Below are 24115 nucleotides of genomic sequence, written 5' to 3'. Positions count from 1 at the left end.
AAAGCTATTCAATATTAAAATTCTAATTGCAATCCTACCAAGATTGTTTTTACAGCTGGATAAGTATAAAGGTTATATGCTCCAGGAACGAACAATGCTGTAGATTCACCAGATCCTACTGAAACTTCAGGTTCTCCGTGGAATTTAGTTACTGTAAATAAGTTTTGTCCCTGTACATATGCTCTAAGCTTATTGATAGGAGATCCTTCTCCAAGGAACGCTTTATCAAATGTATATCCTAATGTAAGTGATCTTAATCTTAAGTAATCAGATTTTTCAATCCACTGATCAGAATCACGCATACCGTTTGAGTCAACTTTTTGGAATACTCCTGTATCTCCTGGATTTTGCCAAACCTGAGCAGCAGACTGCGCCATGTTTCTACCTGCAACAGCCAATGTTGGGTCAACAGCAGCAGCATACATGTTGTTATACGTATATCCACCTAACTTGAATGCAAAGTCTGCACTGAAATCAAGTCCTTTGTACTGAACTGTAGTTCCGAATCCACCAAAGCTTTTTGGGAATGGAGATTTATCAGTAAGAGGAACAGCATTAGAAGCACTGTAAACATTAGTAATATTTCCAGCTTTATCATAATATAATGCATTTCCATTACTTGGATCTACTCCTGCAAATCTAACATTATAGAATACATAAGGAGTTTCACCTACTTTAAGATAAGTATCTCCCAAGTTTCTTTCTGTCTGACCGTCTGCTAACTTATCAAGAACTGATTTCTGGAAAGACATGTTAGCATGTAAGTTCCACTGGAAATCTTTCTGCTTGATTACATCTACGCTAAGCTCAACTTCAAGACCTTTCTGAGACATATCTCCCGCATTGATATACTGGTAGTATCCTCCTTCTTGTTTATCCAAAGGTACAAGCTGTACGAAATCTTTTCTCTTATTTTTGTAAACTTCAACGGATCCACGGATTCTTCTGTTCCACATTGTGAAATCAACTCCTAAGTTGGTGATCGCGTTAGATTCCCATTTAAGATTACTATTACCGATGATAAAGCTGCTGGATGTACCAGGATATAATGCTCCGTTAGCACCATATAAACCATAGCTGACATTGGTTACGTTGTAGTAATCCGGCAGTGTTCCGTCATTACCTGTCGTACCATATGATCCTCTAAGTTTTAAATCATTGATAAAACCACCTTTCATGAATTCTTCCTTCGCGATATTCCAGGCAGCACTTGCAGACCAGAAAATACCACTTTGGTTATTGGCACCAAATCTTGATGAAGCATCTCTTCTCAATGATCCTGTTACCAAATATCTACCTTCATAGTCATAGTTTAACATACCTGCTAAACTGAACAGGGTATTTCTTACTTTAACCCCGGTAAATGTATTTCTGTCAGACGGTGTCGTAATAGATGGAACATTTAATGCTGGAGACTTCAATCCGTAAGCTCCACCGTTCATTGTTTCGTTGTAGTTATCGTTATATTCGATAAATCCTAAGAAATCGAAGTTGTGGCTTCCGTATGATTTTTTATAGTTAATGGAGTTATTCCAAGTATAGTTAAATGTATAGAATGAATTTTTGTTCAATGAACCTGTAGGAACTTTGTTCACTGTGATATCCAGGTTTGAACCTTTCTTCAGCCACTGAGTTCCCATGTACCAATCGAAAAGTCCGTTAAAGTTTGTTTTAAACTTCAGACCATCGATAATTTTATATTCAGCGAATAACGTTACCGGAATTCTCAGTCTCTGATCATCTAATCTGTAATTACGGATCTGCTCAACAACGTTAGAACCCGCTCTCATTGTCTGATTATAGCTTCCGTCCGGGTTGTAAACAGGCTCGTAAGGAGCATATTTATACATTGCTCCAAATGGGTTCTGTGTATTGTTTCTGTCTCTGAAATTTTGTGTTTCCTGATACTGAACACCAAGGTTGATTCCTACGTTCAGTTTTTCACTTAGCTTATTCGTAAATCCGAAGTTACCTGTATATCTCTTAAGACCGTCGATATCTCTGATAATCCCGTTGTCAGAATCATACCCTAAAGAGTAGTAGAAAGTACTTTCTCTGGATCCACCCTGAGCACTGAACAAGTAAGACTGGATGCTTGAAGGCTTCAACAGGTCTTTTTGCCAGTTGTGATCAAAAGCAGCAAGTCTGTCCATTTCCTGCTGAGATCTCGGCTTAAATCCAAGGTATCCCAATTGATTCTGGAAATCCATCAGCTCTCTGGAGTTCATCATGGTGTAGTTCTTGTCTCTCAGCTTTTCACTGAAACCAAATTTAGTTTCAAATGAATAGTGAGTTTTCCCAGCTTTTCCGGCCTTAGTAGTTACTACAACTACCCCATTTGCTCCTCTCGCACCATACTGTGCTGTAGCAGCAGCATCTTTAAGAATTGAAATAGACTCTACGTCTGCAGGGTTGATTGCACTGAACTGTCTTGCAGTCATGTACATCCCATTTACTACGTAAGTAGGCTCTGAAGAACCTCCAACACCGGCAATCCCTCTCACCTGGATGGTAGCAGCAGCACCTGGCTGCCCAGTAGTACTTTGTACAAATACCCCTGAAGCTCTACCCTGTAAAGAGTTACCGATAGATGTTGTAGGAGAGTTCCTTCTGATTTCGTCTCCACCCACAACAGCCTGAGCCTGGGTAATTTCATCTGCTTTTTTCTTCTGGTATCCAGTAACGATTACCTCATCGATCTTATTCTCCTTCAGAACAGAATCATTCTTAGATTTTTGCGCAAAAGCAGCTTGTCCTAAAAAAAACAAAGCTCCTGCACTTAATACATGTAACTTCACATTCATATTAACAGATTTTAATATATTCAAGGGACAAATATGTTAATAAATATCTGTAACATCAATTCATTAAATGCTGAAAACAGGCTTCCAGAACGGAGAGATTCACATTGATACTTGAAAAATGATGGGGAATCATTTTAATTGTATTTAAAAAATTAACAAAAAATAAGTCATTTTAAATATTAACGGAATTTTAATAAATTTCAAAATTAAAATCAATTTAAAGCAATTTAAAGTAATAGGTTAAAAAAATAAACTTCAATAAATAAAATTTACGAAAAATATAAAATAGAACCCTGCCTGATTTGAAGAGAAAATGTAAAAAAATATATTCAATTTCTTAAAATTTACATAACAAACGACGAGTTTACCCCTCAAAAGACTGTCTTAGAGACAGCCTTTTGAGAGGTAAAAAGAAAAAATTGTTAATTGCTAATATCCAGGATTTTGTTGAATTTGTGGATTCAAATTAATAGCATCTATAGGAATTGGCCATTGCCACTTATTACTTGTGGAAGATAAAGTTAAAGTGGGAGCAGGAGTTCCATTACCATTGCTTAAAGCGCCCTGGTTAGGTCTTGACAAGCTTAATCCTAATCTCTTTAATGTGTACCACCTGTCAGCTTCTCCCATTAATTCAAGTCTTCTTTCTTTTTGAATTTCATCCCATAAAGCAGTACCTGTTAAATTTAACGGTGAATAATCAGAATACCTGGATTGTCTTAAAATATTAAGCAATGCTAAAGCTCTGGCTTGATTAGAACTAAAAGCCGCTTCTGCACCGTTAAGATATACTTCAGCTGTTCTAAGATATTTATAATTAACCACATTCGGCAATGATCCTCTCGTATTATATTTAATTACATTAATATAGCTCAGGCCAGAAAATGTACTTACTTTAAAATAAGAATTTTTTCTTACATCAGTAGCTTTATATAAGTCATAGAAGTTCTTGTATACTACAAATTCTGATTTAATGGCTCCACTTATAATTTGATTATAGCAGCTACCAATTGTAACTCTTTCTGCATCTGAATTCAAAATTTCCAATAATGTACCATCTTGATTGGTACTATTCCAAACAGAAGGGAAATTACCTATTGCGCCGACACTAGGAGATATTGCTATAGACTCTTCTGCTGCAGCCAAAGCTTTTACATTATCTCCCATAAACAAATATACTCTTGACAATAGTCCTGCAACTGAAGCTTTATTCAGCCGGCCCTTTACAAATGGAGCAGCGGTATTATTAGTGGCTGGTATATTAGCTTTTGCAAATTCTAAATCAGCTATGATCTTTTCATAAACCTGAGAAACATTTAAATTCCTTGTCACCGGAGTATTGGAAGTAGTGGTCATATATGCAATTCCAAGAGAGGTATTTGCATCTGAGGATTGTGTTGGAATTTTACAATAAGCTCTGGCAATATCAAAGTGTATAATACCTCTTAATGCTCTGGCTTCAGCTTCAACTTGTAATGATTCTGCAGGAGTGAGAACTCCTTTATTTAAATTTTCAAGAACAAAATTAGCTCTGGAAATAGCAAAGTAACCTGCTCCATACAATGCTGTAGTCTGCCCGTCATCAGGACCAAATTCCAAAAGCCATGACCTTGTTTCGGTAAGTCTTCCTGATGGGCTCTGGATCAAATTATCAGCAGTTAGATCAGCCATAATATTTTGACTTCCGGAATCGCCACCCGAAAAATATCCTGTTCTTTTCATAGCATCATATACTCCATCTAAAGCAAACCTATAATCAGTATATGATTTAAATGCATTATCCACAAATGTATTGGTATTGGAAAATTGTTCCAAATCCTTATCACATGAAATCGTTGCTATAAAAGCAAGTAATAAACCTGATATAATTATCTTTTTCATTTTTTAAGTTTTAAAATTCTACTTGAACACCAAACATAAACTGTCTTACTGCCGGATAACTAAATAAGGCATATGATCCAGGTACATAAGTTTGATTTGCTGACAATTGATTTTCGCCGGAACCCACTGCCACCTCAGGATCACCTTTAAATTGGGTCCATGTTAATAAGTTCTGCCCTTGAACATACACCCTGAGTAAATTCAATGGAATACTTTCGCCCAGGAATTTTTTATTAAATGTATAGCCTATCATTAAAGTTCTAAATCTTAGATAATCTGATTTCTCCAAGAATTGATCAGAATCTCTTAAACCTACTGCAGTTGGCTTTGGAAGAACATTTGTATCGCCCGGATTTTTCCAATAATTAAGGGCATCAATACTCATATTATCCGTTCTAGATGAGGGGTCTTGTAAAGTCTGAGTTTGATAATTATAAGTATACGCTCCTGTTTTGAATGTAAAATCTGCTGAAAGATCAAATCCATAAATTTCAGCACTAAGACCAAAACCTCCAAAGAACTTTGGAATTGGGCTTTTGTTTGTAAGGTCTTTAATATCTGCAGAGGCATTATAAACATCCGTAGCTGTCCTTCCATTAATTGTATAAAAATTCTCTCCTGTATTGGGTGTTATTCTATCCGTAAAATATAATGCTTTTCCGTCTGAAGGATTTACCCCTGCATACTCTACAAATCTGTAGAAATATGGGGTTTCACCAATTTTTAAAGCGGTCTCCCCCATATTTCTTTGGGTACTTACTCCGTCAAGAGATGTTACTTTAGCTCTTTGCCAAGATGTATTTCCTCTTAATGAAACTTTTAGATTCGTTTTTCGGATCACATCAAATGTAAATTCAGCTTCAAGTCCCTCGTTACGCATATCACCAAGATTTTTGTATATTGAATAGTTACCTGATTCGTAGGGAAGTGGTAATAGCTGAATAAAATTATTTCTATCTGTTCGATAAACCTCAACAGCTCCTCTAAATCGGTTATTTAAAAAGGCAAAATCTACTCCTAAGTTGGTTGTTTTGTTGGTTTCCCATTTTATATCAGGATTTCCTGTTATAGTGGTAGGCGTCATTGTTGCTCCGCTTCCATAATCTCCATAAGAAACATAACCTACGTTAGCAAAGTTTGGAATATTTCTATCATTTCCTGAAGTACCATAAGATGCTCTGACTTTAAGTTCATTAAAAAAGCCTCCATCTAAAAATTCTTCTTTTGCAGCATTCCAGGCTAAACTACCACTCCAAAATACTCCAGATTTATTATTGGCCCCAAACTTTGAACTTTTATCCCGACGAATAGAACCTGTAACTAAATATTTCTTTTGATAATTATATTCGAACAAACCTAATAGAGAGAATAACGTGCTTTTTACTTTATCTCCTGTAAAAGTATTTTTATCGGATGGAATGGTATTCGAAGGAGCATCTGAATTAGGATTTTTATAATTAGTTCCACTTGCAGTAATATTTTCTGTAAACTCACTATTAAACTCTACAAGACCGGTAGCTCCAATAAAATGATCTCCTAATTTCTTTTTAAAATCTATTCTATTTCCATAAATATAATTGAATGAATAAAAAGTACTTTTTCTAAGTGTCCCTAAGCCAGCTGCTCCATTTACGATAACATCTAATTGAGATCCTCGTTTCAGGTCATTCGTATTTACTAAATTATCATATAATGAGTTAAAATACATCCTGTAAGACAGATCTTTATTGATTTTATATTCACCAAAAATATTTCCGGTAGCTCTTAACCTTTGGTCATAATCAACATTATTCCGTAATGCTTCAACAATATTAAAACCTTGTCTCAAATCATAATTATAGGATCCGTCCGAATTATAAACCGGTTCAAATGGATTATATTTGTACATGGCACCAAATGGACTTTGGACATTATTTCTATCCCTTATATTCTGAGTATACTGGTAAGCAGCTCCTAAGTCTAAACCTACCTTTAGTTTATCACTTAAGTTATTTTCAAAATTAAACCTACCAGTGTATCTATCAAGTCCATTAATATCTCGAACAATCCCATCATCTTTATCATAGCCAAGGGAATAGTAGAATTTATTTTTATCACTTCCCCCTCTTGCTGAAAACAGATAACTCTGGAGAAAAGAAGTTCTTAAAACATCTTTCTCCCAACTATGATCCAGCTTTAGTAAAGCCTCTTCCTCCGCTGTTGTATAATCAGGTAAGCCTGGTAACCCCAAAGCTCTCATTTCTCTTTCATATTGTAATTTCTGAGCAGCATTCATCATTTCAAAATTCAATTCCTTATTTGAAATTTTTTGAGAGAAGCCTAATCTATTTTCAAATGAGTATTGCGTCCTGCCATTCTTACCTCTTTTCGTGGTTACAACGACAACTCCGTTAGCTCCTCTTGAACCGTATTGTGCTGTCCCCGCAGCATCTTTCAGAATGACTATACTTTCTACGTCATTACCATTAACAGCATTAAATTGTCTTGCTGTCATATAAATCCCGTCCACTACGTACAATGGTTCTGAATTTCCCGTAAACCCGGCAATCCCTCGAATATTAATCTCAGCAGTTGATCCCGGCTGTCCGTTTCGTGATTGAACATATACCCCCGATGCCCTTCCCTGTAGCATATTCCCTACAGAGGTAGCAGGTGTTTGTGTTTTTAATTCTTCAGCTGTAACTGTAGATTGTGCCTGGGCAATTTCATCTTTTGCTTTTCTTTGATACCCGGTTACAACAACCTCATCAATTTTATTAGCTATGGTATCCTTGCTTACTTTCTGAGCAAAAGCAGTCTGCCCAAGAAAGAACATAGCTCCTGCACTCAATACGTATAATTTCACATTCATATTAACATATTTTAATATATTTTAGCAACAAATATGTTAACAATCCTTAACAACATCAAATCACAACATACTGCAAAACAACATGTTAAAACGTATTTAATTCATAATTAATATTAAAAAACACCAGCCCCAACTGAGAAACCATTTCTATTGATTTAAAAAATAAACGATAATAGAAATTTGACAGAATTTTGGCAGACGAAAAAAATATTATGAGGTTTCACTTTATTGGAAAAAGCGGTAAAAAAAATCAACAAAACAAAAATTCCCGATTAATAATATCCAAAACAAAATAGTTAATATTCACATAAAAAGTATCAAAATACCCCACAATGAGTGATAATACTTCACAAAAAACAACAAAAAAACAAAGCATCCCAAAATATGAGATGCTTTATGTATTAATTTTCTAAAAACTTATGGTTGATAATGATAATATCTGGCTCCAATTAAAACAGGATTTTCTACTTCAATCGAAACAAGCCCGAAACCTTTATAATTTCTGTTTACAGATTCTCTCAATTGTTTTCTATGAAGTTTTTCATAGGTTTCAAAATCAACAGCTGATCTCTGATTTAAATTTTCGAATAAATGCCATTTTTCAACTACTTTTCTCCAGTTCTCAGAAACCTTACCGGCAAACACTTTTGATTTCGAACCGCTTCCATAGCCTACAAAACCAATTTCTTTTCCTGAAAGTTCTTCATTTTCATTAAAAGATGTTTGTAGTGCAGAAAGAAACGCCATAAAAATAGATGCAGTATACATATTTCCTATTTCTGAAGAGGCTCTCTGGCTCTTTTCTATCTTATCATTAATTAATTTCAGATAGTTTTCTGATTTGGCAACCGCCTTCTGTTCTTCTGCTGTTTCATAGGAAAGATCATTCTCAAGGCTATATATTTCAGTAAAAACCCTTTTCCCATGGAAAGCATAGGGAAGATGGAAAATAATATGTTCCCAGTTTTCATAAGGTTTATTCTCCCCTGTGATCTTTTTATAATGATAATAAGCTTCTTTTATTCTATCCTGATAGCATTGATTAGAATATTGTCCGTCAAAAACAGGCTCATCTGTAAAAACTTCAACCTTGTCAGGATATGTTTCCGGAGCTCCATTCAAATCTTCTTTCTTATATAATCTTCGCGGCTTGAAAAAATCAAAGACACTTTCTGAAGCAACGCCCCAATTATTTTCAATTTCAAGAAGATCCGGTTTTGATGAAACCAAAAGAGCGACAGCCCCACCTCCCTGGGTATATTCTCCTGAAGAAGCCAATTCATATTTTGCATAATCACTGGCAATCACGACTGCTTTTTTATCAGGATTTACTCTTACAAAATCCAGAGCATTATGTAGTGCATCCACTCCTCCTACACAGGCAAAAGTCATATCCAGTACATCACAGTTTCTGAAACATCTTGTTCCAAATTCTTCTTCCAATACTTTTTCTACCATCTGTACAGCGTAGGAAGCTGTAGGTTTTGCTGCATCCACCGCACTTTCTGTTCCCAAATATACTCTTGCTATTTCTTCAGGATTGATTTGATAATCTTTTATAAGCTTCAGTAATGCTTCTGCTGCAAAAGTAGCGGCGTCTTCGTGAACATCAGAAAGTCCCATTTTATGAAGACCTAAGCCTTTTTCCAGTTTCGCCGGTTCTATTCCTCTTTTTTCTGCTAAATCCTTAATCTCCAAATATAAACCAGGCACATAATAGCCCGCTGCTTCAATTCCAAAACTCATAATTGTCTAAATTTTAAACGAATTTATGAAAGATAATGCAAAAAACAGTGGTTAAAAATGCTGATTTTTGTAATATCATTAAAAACCAATGGATTTTACCATATAATCTGTCCATTTAATTTCACTTAAAGACAAAAAGAAAGCCGACACATCTGCCGGCTTTCTCTATTTACTTATAGTTTTCAATTGCTTTATTGATCACATCAATCTGTTTATTAATACTTGCTGCATTTTGTGGATTCTGTTTCAGCAGTTCCATTTTTTTGCTCAGCCCATCTTTCAGCATCTGAACCATCATCATTTTAGCCTGTGGATTATCTGCCATCTGGTTTTTGGCATATCCTGCTATTTTGGTAACGCTTTCCGTTGCCTTCAGATTATCGGAAGTCATAATCCAATTGAAACCATCTTCTGCTGCTTTTCCTAATTCCGGGTTCTGGAATTTAATGAATGGATAAAAAGTGGCAAGAGGGGCAATATTTTCAATCTGAGAGGTAATTTTGTTCTTCACAATAATCGGAAGCAATTGTGCTCTGAGTTCATCTGATGCTCCTTTCATATCAATTTTATCAGCCAGAGCATTTGCTCTTGAAGGATCAATGGAAAGAAGTGCACTCATTGAACTTCCTTTCACAGCATTGGAAACAGCGTTTACTCCTTTTTCAAATAACGGAAGGTATTTCTTATCTTTTGTTTTTCCCAAAGCCGCAATAGCTGCAGCCTGAGTTAATGTCTTCGGATCATTGGAAGCCAGTTTTTCAACTTCAGCACCCAGCACTTTCATTTGTTCAGGATTGGTAAGGTCTATTAAATTCAAAGCTTTTATTCTTACTCTGAAGAAAGGATCTTTCAATGCGGCAGCCAACAATTTTACAGCAGCAGGATTTTTCCCCACCTGCTCTTTAATTCCGGTTAAAGCCAAATATCTGCTTTTGAACTCTTTAGAATTTATAAACTGCATCAGATTCTGTTCCGGAGTTTTGGTATCTGTAATCTCTGCCAGCAGAACTCCGTCTGCATTGATATTTACAAGATCTGGAGCTTTGGAAACATCAAAGCTGAAAGTATTTTTAGCTTCTGCATTTACCCAGACATTATATCTTTTAGGTTTTCCGTTGTCATACACATCTATAGCCAGAGGAAATTCAAATGGTTTTTCCTGAGTTTGATTAATCGTTACGGCAACCTGTTTTTTTACCGGCTCAAATGTAGAAGAATAATTGATCTTCGGGTTTCCGTTTCCAAAATACCATTGATTGAAGAACCAGTTCAAATCTTTACCGGATACTTTTTCAAAAGACAGGCGCAGCTGATGGGCTTCTGCATTCTGATATTCGTTGGTTTTCAGATAATCATTCATTCCAGCGAAAAAGGCATCATCACCAAGATAGCTTCTCAGCATATTTAAAATTCCGCCACCTTTCTGATACGTTACCAGATCAAAAACATCTTCCCGGGATTCATAATTGAACCTTACCAGATTTTTATTAAAATCTTTTGGGTTATGAATATACTGATTCACATCCGTCATCAGGTGATAATCTGCCTGGTCTTTTCCATATTTATATTCATTCCACAGGTATTCGGAATAGTTGGCAAAAGATTCATTGACGGTAAGATTGCTCCAGCTTTCTGCAGTCACCAAATCTCCAAACCAATGGTGGAACAATTCATGAGCAATGGTATCTTCCCATGTATTTTCATCGATAAGCTGTCCCGGTTTCTGTAAGATATCACTTCCATGAAGGGTGGCCGTGGTATTTTCCATTGCGCCACTTACATAATTTCGTCCTGAAATCTGAGCATATTTTGCCCATGGATAATCATAGTTCAGTCTTTTGGAGAAAAAGTCAATCATTTCCGGAGTATTTCCATAGATCTGCTTGGCATAAGGCTCATATTCTTTTTCAATATAGTAATCAACCGGAATATTTTTCCATTTGTCTTTTACCACGGCATATTCGCCTACTCCCATAAAGAAAAGGTAAGTAGAATGTCTCTTATCCATCACCCAATGATCTGTTCTAAGCCCGTTGGATTCTTTTTTAGAATCTTTCATCAGCCCATTGGAAAGGGTAACATATTTATCGGGAACCGTCATGTAGATTTCCTGTGTTGTCTTTTGATTGGGTTTATCAATCGTTGGAAACCATGCAGAAGAGGATTCTGTTTCTCCCTGTGTCCAGATCTGTGTAGGCATATCCGGTTCTGTTCCCTGAGCATTGATGAAGTATAGTCCTTTCGCATCATTGATTGCCATACTTCCCTCCTGTTTCACTTCATTCGGGCGGGAGGTATATTTGATATACACTGTATAATCCTGATTTCTCTGATAGGTCTTATCCAGAGTAATTTTTAGAACATCATCTTTATATTCGTATTTTAAAGGAGATTTTTTGCCGTTATTATCAAGAGCTACTTCATGAATCAGCATTCCTTTTGCATCAAGAGTCAGCTCGTTTGCAGCATAGAAGTAAGGTGAAGCAGTAAGCCATTCTTCCCCATTCATTTGTTCTTTCTGATAGTCAAAATTTACTTTCAGCTTTGTGTGTTTAAGTTCCGTTACTTTGGTGTGGGTAGCTCTGTATACTTTTTCTCTGCCTGAAGTTTCGGTTTGTGCTGATACATTGGCGGAAAATACAATTCCAAGTATAGCAATTGATAAAATGGCCTTTCTCATCGGTCTACTTTATTTTTTAGAATTATTTTTTAATGATTATATCGAAAATATCATTGACTAAAGTTTCATAATCGCCTTTTTTAAGCTGTTCCTTCGTTTTTGCAAAGGCTTTTTTGAGTTCGCTTTCCGGATTTTCGTCATCAACTATTTCTGTTGATGCTACTCCTTTCAGCTGAAGTACAACATTTTTCAGGGCTTCAATGTCTGCATTTTCTTCTATATTAATTTTTAAATACTTCATGATGTATTTTTAAGCATTTGAAATGTGTGATCTGTACCCGTCCATTGATCTCTTTTTCAAAAGAATCCAATGAGCCGGCGTTGTTCTTTCAAATGTAAGAAACAATTGTCAAAAGAAAGCGTACTAAAGTATTTATATTCTGATTCCATAACTTATGGGCACAGATAAAAACATCTATTAGTATTAAAATAATAGAAGTGAATAAAGAATTAAGTGATAAAAGAATATTAAATCGCTACAGGAGCTTTGATCCCAGGATGTGGATCATAGTTTTCCAGGGTAAAATCTTCGAAATCGAAATCAAAGATATTTTTCACGTCGGGATTCAGTTTCATCGTGGGAAGAGATTTCGGTTCTCTGGCAAGCTGTCTGTTTACCTGTTCAAAGTGATTATTGTAAATATGAACATCTCCGAAGCTGTGAACATAATCTCCTACTTCCAGATCACAAACCTGTGCCACCATCATCAAAAGCAATGCATAACTTGCAATATTGAACGGTACCCCAAGGAAAACATCAGCACTTCTCTGATACAGCTGTAAGGATAATTTGCCATCAGCTACGTAAAACTGGAATAAGGCGTGACAAGGAGCCAAAGCCATGTTTGGAATTTCAGCAACATTCCATGCTGACACAATTAATCTTCTTGAATCCGGGTTCTTTTTGATCTGGTCAATTACTTCTGTAATCTGATCTACCACTTTTCCGTCTGCTCCACTCCAGCTTCTCCATTGTGCCCCGTAAACAGGTCCCAGATCTCCATTTTCATTGGCCCATTCATCCCAGATGCTTACTCCGTTATCTTTAAGATATTTGATATTGGTATCTCCTTTCAGAAACCAAAGCAATTCATAGATAATGGATTTCAAATGCACTTTTTTTGTCGTTACCAAAGGAAATCCTTTAGACAGATCATATCTCAGCTGATATCCGAAAACACTTCTTGTTCCAGTGCCTGTTCTATCGGTTTTATCAGTTCCGTTGTCTAAAATATGTTGTAAAAGATCCAGGTAGTTTTGCATTTTGAATGAGATTTTAAGTTTCAAATTTAGTGAAAACCATTAAAAAAAACACTCACTTTTATGAATGCTTTTTATAGAGATGATGTTTATTTTCTATTAAACAACTGTATATCTGCAATCTAACAGATATTAATTTTACCATATATTTTCAATGGTCTGATGAATGGTATTGACAGTGAATGATTCTCCGGTTTTTTTGCCGTACATCACTTTTACCAAAGGAGATTCTGCGGAAACAGTCATAATTTTGTGCTTCTCAAAAACAATTTCTCCCATTGAAGCAGCAACGTAAAACAATCCCTTATTGGTTTTTACCAATGCCCCGTTCTGAACTTTTTCCGAAGGATCAGATGTTATTTTCTGCAAAATATTCTGCTGGTTCAATACTTCGTTAAGCTGTCTCTGAAGATTATTGATTTCCTGCTGAAGCATTTCTCTTCCGGTTTCATATTTGTCCCCCATTGAGCTTTTTGTATCATTATTGGAAGCCCGTGTTTCTGCAATAAGGTTTTCAAAATACTGGATTTTGTCGGCAACTTTTGCTTTAATGATATTGATTATTTCCTGTTTGTTCATTGTAATGGTGGATTTTTATTGTAGGGTAGATAAACCACCCCGTCAAAATCTACGATTTTGACACCCCTCCAGCGGAGGGGAATTGAGAAGCTTTAAAGACGAGTCGTTAAGATGTACTACTACTTATTTTTCAAATACCGCATAATCAGAAACTTTGAAACTAAAGTCTTTTCCATTGCTGAAATCTCTTTTTGTCTTATCAAAAATATTTCTGAATGTTCCTGATAGCTGTTCGTCTTCAATAGAAAAGTTAACCGGCTCTTTTGACATATTCAGGACTACCAATATTTCATCTTTTCCATTTTTTCTTACGTAGGCCAGAATTTTATCATTGGCTGTCGTATTCAGAAGATAAGTAGTAACATGAGGATCTCCTCCTCTTAAGGCAGGATTGGAAGCTTTTACCTCCAATAATGTTTTATAGAAATCGGCAACCTGGTAGGTATGAGTCCATTTGATGACATCTTTTTCGAAAAATTCCAGTCTCTTCATATTCGGAAGTTCCTGACCTGAGTATAATAAGGGAACACCATTCCATGTTGCGGAGAATACCGCCATAGGTTTTGTGATGACCCCATATTTTTCATATTCGGTTCCGTTCCATGAGTTTTCATCGTGATTGGTAGTAAACCATGCTCTCATTGAGGTATCTCCAATATTGGAATATTGTCTCAGCAGATCTTTTAACTCCTGAAGAGGTTCATTTTTTTTGTAATAATCGGCAGACTTGTGCATCCATTTCCAGGAATAGCTGGCATCAAAAACTTTTCCGTATTCCGGGCTTTCCAGCTCATCAAATTCTCCCAGCCAGAAAAGGGGTTTTACTTTTTCCACCTCGGGGCGTGCCTGTTCCCAGAAATCTACTTCTACCCATGAAGCAAGATCACATCGAAAACCATCGATATCGGTTTCCTGTACCCAGAATTTCATGGCATTGATCATAGCCTGACGCATTTCCTGGTTCTTATAGTCAAGTTCAATAATATCATCCATTCCGGAGGCGATATGAAATTTTCCGTCGGGATCTTTCAGATAAAATTCCGGATGTGTTTTTGTCCAGACATGATCCCAGCCTGTATGATTGGCCACCCAGTCGATGATTACTTTGAATCCTAATCTGTGTGCTTCATTCACCATATCTTTAAAATCCTGTAATGTTCCGAATTCAGGATTGACAGAGGTATAATCTGCAGCGGCATAAGGGCTGCCCATACTTCCTTTTTTATTCTGCTGGGCAATTGGGGTAATAGGCATAAACCAAAGTGTTTTTACTCCCATTGATTTCAGGCGGGGCATTTCTTTTGCAAATGCTTTGAAAGTTCCTTCCTGAGTATATTGTCTTATGTTTACTTCGTAGATATTTGTATTATGTTTCCAATCTTTTGGCAGTTCTGTCATCTTCCGGATTTTTTTTTGAGTGGTACAGGAAACAATTCCCAGACCAATTACAGCTAACAAAATTAATTTTTTCATTAAACTATTTTTAACAAAAGTAAGGATTGTTTTTTGGCTGAAAAAGGAGAAAAAAGGCAAAAAGGAAAAATTTACGTTCTTTATTTCCTTACTATTTTGTCATAAAAAAAGCCCCGAATCAAAATCCGGGGCCAGTATATTGTGTTGACTATCTTTCGTCATCATTGTCATCTTCCTCATCAAAGACATCGTCATTGTAGTCTTCTTCTTCCTCATCATCAAAGCTGTCATCATCTTCATCTGAAAAATTCCCTCCAGCTACAAAATCGTCATCAAAACCAAACTCGTCATCTGCCAAAGGCATTGCTGATTTCTTTTTGCTTCCTCCTGCACTTCCGTTTTTGCTAGGTGCCTTCAATGGAACGTTTCCAAATCGGTATACGGTGATTGGATAGTTTACTCCTTTTGTTTCTTCAATTACTTCTACAAGCTCACAGAAGAATTCCCAAAGATCAAGAAGCCCATACTGGAACTGTGCTTTGTCGCCTACATTTTCAAAAGCCTCATCAATGTAAACATCTGACATAATTTCACCATCACCATCATCACTCATATCTTCCAATGGGACACTTTTTACGATTGTTCCGTCATCTTCTAACAGATTAAAAGTAGAAAGCTCATCTCCCTGCAGACTGAATGCACTTTTAATTCCTAAATGTAAGTTCCATAACGTTTGTTTTCCCTTAACTTCAATATCACGGAAAATATCCTCTTTCGCATCTAATATTACGCGGATTTTGTAAACCATATCAGTTTCTTAAATTACTTTTTTGCCTTTATAATTATGATAAATCTCTGTTGCAAATATATAATAAATGACATGTGACAAAAAAATATTTCAGGATTTTTTAAAATATTTTTTTTTCTTACATTTTGCCGGAATTATTTACTTTTTTCGAGCATAAAACTGAACTTCGTACCTTCAAGGTAAACGCTTTCTACGGTAATATTTTCGTTATGTGCTTCAAGGATGTGTTTTACAATGGCCAAACCAAGTCCGGAACCGCCTTCTCTCCTGCTTCTGCTGGTTTCCACACGATAGAATCTTTCAAAAATTCTTGGAAGAATTTCAGATTTGATTCCCATTCCGTTGTCTATAACCTCTATCAGTACCTTATTTTTCAGAACGCTGGTTTTTACAATCACTTTTGCTTCCTGTCTATTGGCATAATGAATAGCATTGGAAATCAGATTGATGAAAACCTGGGAAATTTTTTGTTTATCAGCCTCCACAAAAATCTGTGGATGAAGAGTCTGAATCTGTAGGGTGGTATTTCGTTTTTCCGCTTCAAGATCAAGAAGGTCGAAAATTTCTTTGATTAAAAGATTGACATCAAATTTTGAGACAGTAAGATTGATTTCGCCGGCTTCCAGTCTATTGATCATGTCAAGATCTGTTACAATAGCAATAAGTCTTTCTACTGATTTATCAATTCTTTCCAGGTATTTGTCCCGAATAGTAAGGTTATCCACCCCGCCATCTCTTAAGGTTTCTACATATCCCTGGATAGAAAATAAGGGCGTTTTCAGTTCATGGGAAACATTTCCGATGTATTCTTTACGGTAGCTTTCCATCTCTTTCATCATATCAATTTCTGATACCTGCTGCTGATTGAGGTCTGAAAATCTTTCACCCAATTCTTTGATGGTAATATTTTCGTCATGATTCTGCACTATTTCCTGCGGAAGAAACCCGGAAAGGCCCTTTACCTGCTTTCTGCTATAGTAATTGAAAAGAAGTTCCAATACTACACAGTTTATCATAAAGATCAGGATAATACAGATGAAAAGACCCGTTTTGAATAAAGGGGTCTCATAATAGATATCTTTCAGCGAGTCGAATACAACGACTAAAAGGAGCATTACCAGTGTCAGCAGACAAGAGGCAACGAGGGTAAGTCTGTAAAATTTCAATTTTACAACGTTTTAAGGATTGAACGTAAAGTTAAGATTTTTAAATAATTAAACGATTAGTTTATACCCAATCCCTTTTAATGTCTGAATCGTATTGATTCCGAGTTTTTCTCTTAGCCTTCTGATATGAACATCAATAGTCCTCTCTCCTACAATCACATCATTACCCCAAACTTTTTCAAGAATCTCTTCTCTTTTGAAAACCTTTTCAGTATTGGAAGCCAAAAGGTAAAGCAAATCAAACTCTTTTTTGGGAAGAAGAAATTGCTGTCCGCTTTTGGAAACTCTGAAATTATCTTTGTCGATAACAAGGTCTCCGATTTCGATAAGTTTAGCATTTTCAGAAACCTGAGAGGTTAACTGTAATAATGCATTTACTTTAGAGATAAGGATTTTCGGTTTGATCAGTTTTACGATGTAATCATTGGCACCTGCCTGAAAACCTGCTAACTGAGAAAATTCTTCGCTTCTTGCGGAAAGGAACACAATAAGTGTTTTTTGAAGTTCTTTCACTTTACGAAGTTCCTGACAGGTTTCTATCCCATCTTTTTCAGGCATCATAACATCTAATAAGATAAGATCCGGAACAATTTCCTTTGCTTTTTCTATACCTTCGTTACCATTAGTAGCTGTATAGATATCATACCCTTCCTTTTCCAAATTGTAAGACAGAATCTCTAAAATGTCCAGTTCATCGTCTATTAAAAGAATTTTTTTGCTCATCTTCTAGTTTAAGAATTCCCACAAAATTAATTATTTCAATTGATTTCATCTATCTGTCAAATGTTAACTAATTATTAAAAAATAACATCTTGCAAGTAAATTATAAAATCAATAAAAAAATCAATAAATAAATATACACAAATCAAATATAAGGAATGATATCTACAATTAAAACAAAAATTATAATTATATAAATTAAACATCGATAACTATAAATCTCGTTCATTCGTTAATACAAATTTCATAATTAATTAAGATTCTCCTAAAGTTTTCTTAAAAACTTAGCCTTTATTTTGCCCTTGAAAAAGAAGTAAAAGAAGTAAAATGAAAAAACAACTCCACAAGAGCATAATGCTACTTGCCTTGTTTTCTGCTGGCTATGCTTTTGCACAAAGTCAGATTTTGGAAGGTAGGGTATTGGACGAGAAAGATAATACTCCTATAGAAGGGGTAAAAGTAAAAGTAAATGGTCAGGAAGTAATGACTGACATTTCCGGATACTACTCTATCAACCTTTCCCCTGGTACCAATTACATTGTAACGGTAAGCTCCAATGGATATAATAGAAAAGAGATCAGTGAAGTTATTATCAAAAATGAAGGTAATACTCATCTTGATATCGTTCTGGATAAGCCCTCTATCAAGGAAAAAGAAATTGAGGGAGTTGTCATAAAATCAAATGCAAGAAAAGAAACCATAGCCTCTACCATCGGTTTACAGAAGAATGCCGGTGTAGTTTCTCAGGTTATTGGGGTTGAAGCTATTAAAAGAAGTCCGGACAGAAACACGGGTGAAGTTCTGAAAAGAGTTTCCGGAGTGAGTTTATCTGAAGGAAAATATATTGTAGTAAGAGGTTTATCAGACCGTTACAATCAGGCGATGCTTAACGGTATTCAGCTATCCAGTACAGAACCGGACAGAAAGACTTTCTCTTTCGACCTTTTCCCTGCTAACGTTATCGAAACACTTGTCATCAACAAAACTTTCATTCCTGAATATACCGGAGAATGGGGAGGAGCTTTGATTCAGGTAAACACAAAGGATATTCCTAATAAAAATTTCTTCAATGTACAGGTAGGTGTAGGAGGAAATACGGCTACTATGGGACAGGAATTCCATATGCAAAAAGGTGGAAAATGGGATTTCTTAGGAATTGATGACGGTTACAGAAAGCTGCCCACCAATATGCCTGCAAAAAATGCGTTCAGTATTTTAAGTGAGGGTCAGAAAACCGATATTGGTAAAGGGTTTACAAAGAATTTAGGATACAACAGTATTGGTTATCCTGAAAACTTAAGTTTACAACTTGACGGAGGTTTCAATACCAAATTATTCGGAAAAGATTTAGGGGTAATTGCTGTTTTAAACTATAGTAATAACAAAAGAAGAACTGAATCTACCAACCGTTTCTTTACCATCAACGACCAACTTGCTGATACCAACTTCGATTATTTTACAGAAAAATACAGCAATGATATTATCTTAGGAGGAATGCTGAACCTTTCTTTAAAGCTCAACAGCAATAATAAAATCTCCTTAAAGAATATCATCACCAATAATACGGTGAACCATATGTCCTTCAGAACAGGAAAGGACTTTGAATTTGATCCTATCAACGGGACAAACATTATGGCAAGGGAAATAGGTTTTAAAGAAACTACTTTCTACAATTCTACCCTTACCGGTACTCATAAAATAGATGCTCTTGGCGGGCTTACTGTAAACTGGTACGGAAGCTTCGGAATCCTGGATCAATACATCCCTTTGTTACAGCGTTTACAGTATAACCAATATACTAACATGCCGGGAAGCCCTTATTTAGCATTGATTTCTAATGGTCTTTCTCAAAAATCAGGTAGTGTATTCTACTCTACGCTAAACGATTATTTATATAATGCGGGAGGTGATATTTCCAAGACATTTACAATGTTTGGCCAAAAACAAACCATCAAAGGAGGTTATTTGTTCCAGGTAAAAGACAGAATATACAATTCAAGACCATTCTCTGTAAGACTTGAAAACTTCAACCAGGGATTACTTTCTCAACCTTTTGAAACTATTTTCAATCCTGGTAATTTTGGAACTAACGGAGGATTTACATTTGATGAGATTGCAGGAAATCAGTACAGATATATTGCCAATACCATCCTTAACGCAGGATATTTACAGTTTGACAACAACTTCACACCGTGGTTAAGAGCCGTTTGGGGATTAAGAGTTGAGAACTTTGATCAATTGGTAGGAAGCACGAAAAAAAGTGATGACCGTTTTGTCAATACACGTGTTACAGACTTTTTACCAGCTGTTAACTTGACATTCAAGGTAAATCCTAAAATGAATATCCGTCTTGCAGGTTCACAAACTGTTGTAAGACCAGAATTTAGAGAGGTTTCTCCGCTGGCATATTATGATTTTGATCTTGGAGCGACTGTAATTGGGAACAAATCAATTGAAAGAACTAAAATTACGAGCGCCGATGTTCGTTGGGAATATTACCCAAGAAACGGGGAGATTATCTCGGTGGCCGCTTTCTATAAAAATTTCAAAAAGCCGATTGAATTATACTTCAACCAATCAGGGGTAGGAACCAGTAACACCTTCAACTACCTTAACGTAGATAAAGCTGATGCTTATGGTATAGAAGTAGAGGCCAGAAAAAAACTGGATTTTGTAAGCGCTCTTAGGAACTTTACGCTGGGTGGAAACGTAGCTTTAATTAAAAACAAAGTAACAGACGAAGCAACTAAGATTGACAGACCAATGCAGGGACAGTCTCCTTATACTGTCAACGTAAGCCTTCAGTATGATACTGAAAAATCAGGATGGTCTTCTACTGTACTATTTAACATGATCGGAAGAAGAATCCTTTATGTAGGAAACGATCAGGTTCCACCAATCTGGGAAGCACCTAGACCTCTTTTAGACTTCCAGCTTGCTAAAAAATTATGGAATAACAAAGGAGAAATCAAGCTGAATGTTTCAGATATTCTGAACCGTCGTGCTAAATTCTACCATGACCTGAATGACAACGGTAAATATGACAGCAAAGATGCTCTTGCCATTGAAAGACTTTCAGGAACCAATATCAGTTTAACACTGGGATACAATTTTTAATTCACTCAACAAATAATCTAATAAATAATTTAATTCTTTATAACATGAAAAAGTTCGTTTTATATTCTTTAATGCTTGGCGCTCTAGTATCAACTACCGCATGTAGAAATATAGAAGAAGATGGACCTACCATTATTCAAGATGGAGGTAACGGAAACGGAAATACTGAAAACCTTATTCTTTCAGGAAAAATCACTTCCAGCATTACGCTTAAAGCAAATAAAATCTATAAGCTAAGAGGACTAGTATATGTAACTAACGGAGCTACTTTAACTATCGAACCAGGTACAAAGATCGTAGGTGAAGCTGATAAAAACGGAGCTTTGATCATTACAAGAGGAAGTAAAATCATGGCAGAAGGAACAGCTGCCAACCCTATTATCTTCACTTCAGAAAAACCAAGTCCTAAAAGAGGAGACTGGGCAGGTGTAGTAATTTTAGGAAACGCTCCTACTAATGCATCTTTCGGAGGAGTAAACGGGGTTGGAGAAATTGAAGGAGGTATCAACAACTCTGACGGTCTTGGACTTTATGGTGGAACAAATGCTGCTGACAACAGTGGTATATTAAAATATGTAAGAATTGAATATGCAGGATATGCATTCTTACCGGATAAAGAGGTTAACGGACTTACTTTCGGAGGTGTAGGTAACGGAACTACAGTAGACTACGTAGAAGTTGCTTATGCTAATGATGACAGTTTCGAGTGGTTCGGAGGAACAGTAAACTGTTCTCACCTTATTTCTTACAAAGGTCTTGATGATGATTTCGATACAGATAACGGTTTCTCAGGAAATGTACAGTTTGGTATCGCAGTAAGAGATTCTCAGGTGGCAGACGTTTCAGGTTCTAACGCATTTGAATCTGATAATGATGCTAACGGTTCTACATTAACACCTCAGACATCAGCTACATTCTCTAACATGACGATTATCGGGCCAATCAACTCTGCGGCTCCTGGATCTATCAACGCTTTATTCCAGAATGCATTACAGATCAGAAGAAATTCTTCAATCTCTGTATTCAACTCTGTATTCACAGGATTCCCGGTAGGTTTATTCATTGATGCTACGAAAGGAGCTCCAACGGATAACAATATTGTAGGAAATAAATTATTCTTTGAAAACAACATTTTAGCAGGAAATACAACTCCTTTAAAATTCGGACCATCTACATCAACTCCGACAACATATACATTAAACGATCTTACGACTTGGTTTAATGCTAAAGGAAATACAATCCTTGCTTCTACAGCTGATGTAAAACTTGCCGGCGCATGGGCTCCTGCAGGAACTACACCAAACTTCACTCCTACTGCAGGTTCTCCATTATTAACAGGTGGAGCATTTACAAACCCTAAATTAGCTACTTGGTTTACACAAGTAACATACAGAGGTGCTGTAAAAGATGCTACAGATACATGGTATGCAGGATGGACAAACTTTAACTTATAACATCATCATATAAGTACCTAGATTTAATTTCAAATAGAAGGCCTTCAGAAGTATTTTCTGAGGGCTTTTTTTATTGTTAATATCAGACATTATGATTAACTGCCCAAATCAATATTAAGGGGTGTTCATATTGTAAAAACAGAAAAAGGGAATATGAACAGTAATTTTTATCGCAGATGGATCGATTTTTATTTATTTTATGAATAGGTTTTGGCTAAAGCCAGTGAATTTATTCATATTTAATAACGGGCTAAAGCCCGTTTCTATTGATAGAGAAGAGACCCGAAACCCGGATCCCGAAACTCATAATTTATAATTCAATAAAAAGCCACCAGAAAAGCTTCCGATGGCAGTTACAAAAAACAAGTGTATAAAAAATATATACTTCAGATTAATTTCTCCAAAACAAATTCCCGTCATTCATCAGGGCTTTTATTTCAGACATCCTGGAAACGGCTTCTGCAGAACATGAAGCTTCTGTGAGAACAATTGCAGCCTCATCACCGGCTTTAGGCCACTGCTGTTGTCCTTTTTCATCCAGAGGAAGAATACTTTGAGTAGCAAACTGTAAAACTCTTGACAGGGCAAATTCTGTGGCATAACCGTACAGCTCTGCAATAAGATTGGCTTTCTGCAGCATACTTCCGGATCCGAATGTACTCCAGTAGTCCTGTACGTTATCATTTCCGATCAACACATTCACACCATACTTTTTCAGGGTTGGTATTGGAATTACCGTTCCTTTAAAAGGTACAGAAGATGCAATTCCTACTTTTCCGGCAGCCAGTCTTTCTGCAATCTGCTCAGTTTCTTTAGGGGAAAGATGAGCCAAAGCAAATGCATGGCTTACAAATGTTTTTCCCTGAAGCTCCGGATTTTCAATTGCTTTATCAATCAGATAATTGATGGTTTTCATTCCGGACTCTCCTGCTTCATGCAGGTGAATATCAATGCCTTTATGGTGATCCAACGCGAGCTGAACGGTAAAATCCATTACCTTTTCAATACTTCCGTCAATACTCAACGGATCCAATCCACCAATGAACGTCACACTTTTCAGCTGGGCTGCCGCTTTCATCAAAGGAGCAGATTCCGTATAATAAACGCCATGCTGCGGGAAGGCAACCAATTCAGCTTTGAAAGAATCTTTTTTATTTTCAAGAGCCTGTTCAAGATGTTCCAGAGACTTTAATCCTGATGTAGGATCAATATTAAAATGGGTTCTCGCAAAATGAGTTCCGTAGTGCTGCTGCAGACTGATCAGCTGTTCTGCTCTGCTTACAGAAGTTTTCAACAGTTCAGGGATAATTTCCTGCTCATAGGCAATCATATCTTTCACCGTTCTTCTTTTCGGAGAAAGTGCCTGCCATGGCAGACCATATAATGTTTTATCCAGATGGATGTGCATATCTCTGAAAGCGGGAAGCATCAGATATCCTTTTGCATCGATTGCTTTTAAAGAAGGATCATTTGCTTTTACTGTTTTTATTTTTCCGTTTTCAATTTCGATACTGAAAAGATCAGTTTTTGTTCCGGTAACCTCTTCATTTTCGTATTCAAAACCTGTTTCCAGGCGGACATTTTTAAGGGTATAGTTTCCTTTTGCAGTTAATTGATAGGGAAATTGCATGATTTT

The 24115-nt window shown here is 36.3% G+C and carries 15 protein-coding genes; 2 read left to right on the top strand and 13 right to left on the bottom strand.

Going from position 1 to position 24115, the window contains the following annotated elements; all coding sequences use genetic code 11:
• Positions 1 to 14 precede the first annotated feature (14 nt).
• The 12 genes from JOE44_RS23320 to JOE44_RS23265 all read right to left on the bottom strand — a co-directional run bounded on the left by JOE44_RS23320 (position 15) and on the right by JOE44_RS23265 (position 17911).
• Positions 15 to 2804 carry a SusC/RagA family TonB-linked outer membrane protein gene (locus JOE44_RS23320; RefSeq protein WP_209788176.1) on the bottom strand — a complete coding sequence of 930 codons (2790 nt, stop codon included), beginning with the start codon at positions 2802 to 2804 and terminating at the stop codon, positions 15 to 17.
• Between the two features lie 429 nt (positions 2805 to 3233).
• Entirely contained in the window at positions 3234 to 4685 is a 1452-nt protein-coding gene (locus tag JOE44_RS23315; RefSeq protein ID WP_209788173.1) for a RagB/SusD family nutrient uptake outer membrane protein, read from the bottom strand.
• 10 nt (positions 4686 to 4695) lie between these two features.
• Positions 4696 to 7536, bottom strand: coding sequence for a SusC/RagA family TonB-linked outer membrane protein (locus tag JOE44_RS23310; protein ID WP_209788170.1), 2841 nt, complete (start codon positions 7534 to 7536; stop codon positions 4696 to 4698).
• 417 nt (positions 7537 to 7953) lie between these two features.
• The gene (locus JOE44_RS23305; RefSeq protein WP_209788167.1) at positions 7954 to 9282 is read right to left on the bottom strand and encodes a hydroxymethylglutaryl-CoA synthase family protein; all 1329 of its coding nucleotides are present in this window, start codon (positions 9280 to 9282) and stop codon (positions 7954 to 7956) included.
• 169 nt (positions 9283 to 9451) lie between these two features.
• A complete protein-coding gene (locus tag JOE44_RS23300) occupies positions 9452 to 11962 on the bottom strand; it encodes a M1 family metallopeptidase (RefSeq protein WP_209788163.1) in 2511 nt (836 codons plus the stop codon).
• Between the two features lie 22 nt (positions 11963 to 11984).
• Positions 11985 to 12203 carry a hypothetical protein gene (locus tag JOE44_RS23295; RefSeq protein ID WP_209788160.1) on the bottom strand — a complete coding sequence of 73 codons (219 nt, stop codon included), beginning with the start codon at positions 12201 to 12203 and terminating at the stop codon, positions 11985 to 11987.
• Between the two features lie 227 nt (positions 12204 to 12430).
• The gene (locus JOE44_RS23290) at positions 12431 to 13225 is read right to left on the bottom strand and encodes a thymidylate synthase (protein WP_209788156.1); all 795 of its coding nucleotides are present in this window, start codon (positions 13223 to 13225) and stop codon (positions 12431 to 12433) included.
• 135 nt (positions 13226 to 13360) lie between these two features.
• Positions 13361 to 13801, bottom strand: coding sequence for a hypothetical protein (locus JOE44_RS23285; protein ID WP_105681095.1), 441 nt, complete (start codon positions 13799 to 13801; stop codon positions 13361 to 13363).
• 123 nt (positions 13802 to 13924) lie between these two features.
• On the bottom strand, positions 13925 to 15274 hold the full coding sequence (locus tag JOE44_RS23280) for an alpha-amylase family glycosyl hydrolase (RefSeq protein ID WP_209788153.1): 1350 nt from the start codon (positions 15272 to 15274) through the stop codon (positions 13925 to 13927).
• A 148-nt stretch (positions 15275 to 15422) separates the two neighbouring features.
• On the bottom strand, positions 15423 to 16022 hold the full coding sequence (locus JOE44_RS23275) for a hypothetical protein (RefSeq protein ID WP_209788151.1): 600 nt from the start codon (positions 16020 to 16022) through the stop codon (positions 15423 to 15425).
• 134 nt (positions 16023 to 16156) lie between these two features.
• On the bottom strand, positions 16157 to 17188 hold the full coding sequence (locus tag JOE44_RS23270; RefSeq protein ID WP_209788149.1) for an ATP-binding protein: 1032 nt from the start codon (positions 17186 to 17188) through the stop codon (positions 16157 to 16159).
• Positions 17189 to 17236: 48 nt separating this feature from the next.
• Positions 17237 to 17911 carry a response regulator transcription factor gene (locus tag JOE44_RS23265; protein WP_105681099.1) on the bottom strand — a complete coding sequence of 225 codons (675 nt, stop codon included), beginning with the start codon at positions 17909 to 17911 and terminating at the stop codon, positions 17237 to 17239.
• A 324-nt stretch (positions 17912 to 18235) separates the two neighbouring features.
• Between JOE44_RS23265 and JOE44_RS23260 the strand changes: the two genes are divergently transcribed.
• Positions 18236 to 21025 (top strand): TonB-dependent receptor, encoded by a 2790-nt coding sequence (locus JOE44_RS23260; RefSeq protein ID WP_105681100.1) that lies wholly within the window; start codon positions 18236 to 18238, stop codon positions 21023 to 21025.
• Positions 21026 to 21069: 44 nt separating this feature from the next.
• Entirely contained in the window at positions 21070 to 22479 is a 1410-nt protein-coding gene (locus JOE44_RS23255; protein ID WP_209788147.1) for a hypothetical protein, read from the top strand.
• Between the two features lie 391 nt (positions 22480 to 22870).
• Here JOE44_RS23255 and JOE44_RS23250 read toward each other — a convergent pair whose 3' ends face one another.
• Positions 22871 to 24109: an amidohydrolase gene (locus JOE44_RS23250; RefSeq protein WP_209788145.1), complete on the bottom strand. Its 1239-nt coding sequence runs from the start codon at positions 24107 to 24109 to the stop codon at positions 22871 to 22873.
• Positions 24110 to 24115: the final 6 nt, after the last annotated feature.

Source organism: Chryseobacterium sp. PvR013 (assembly GCF_017833095.1).
GTDB lineage: Bacteria > Bacteroidota > Bacteroidia > Flavobacteriales > Weeksellaceae > Chryseobacterium > Chryseobacterium culicis_A.
The sequence above is the reverse complement of the archived record's forward strand: the minus strand, read 5'-3'. Positions and strand labels throughout refer to the sequence as shown.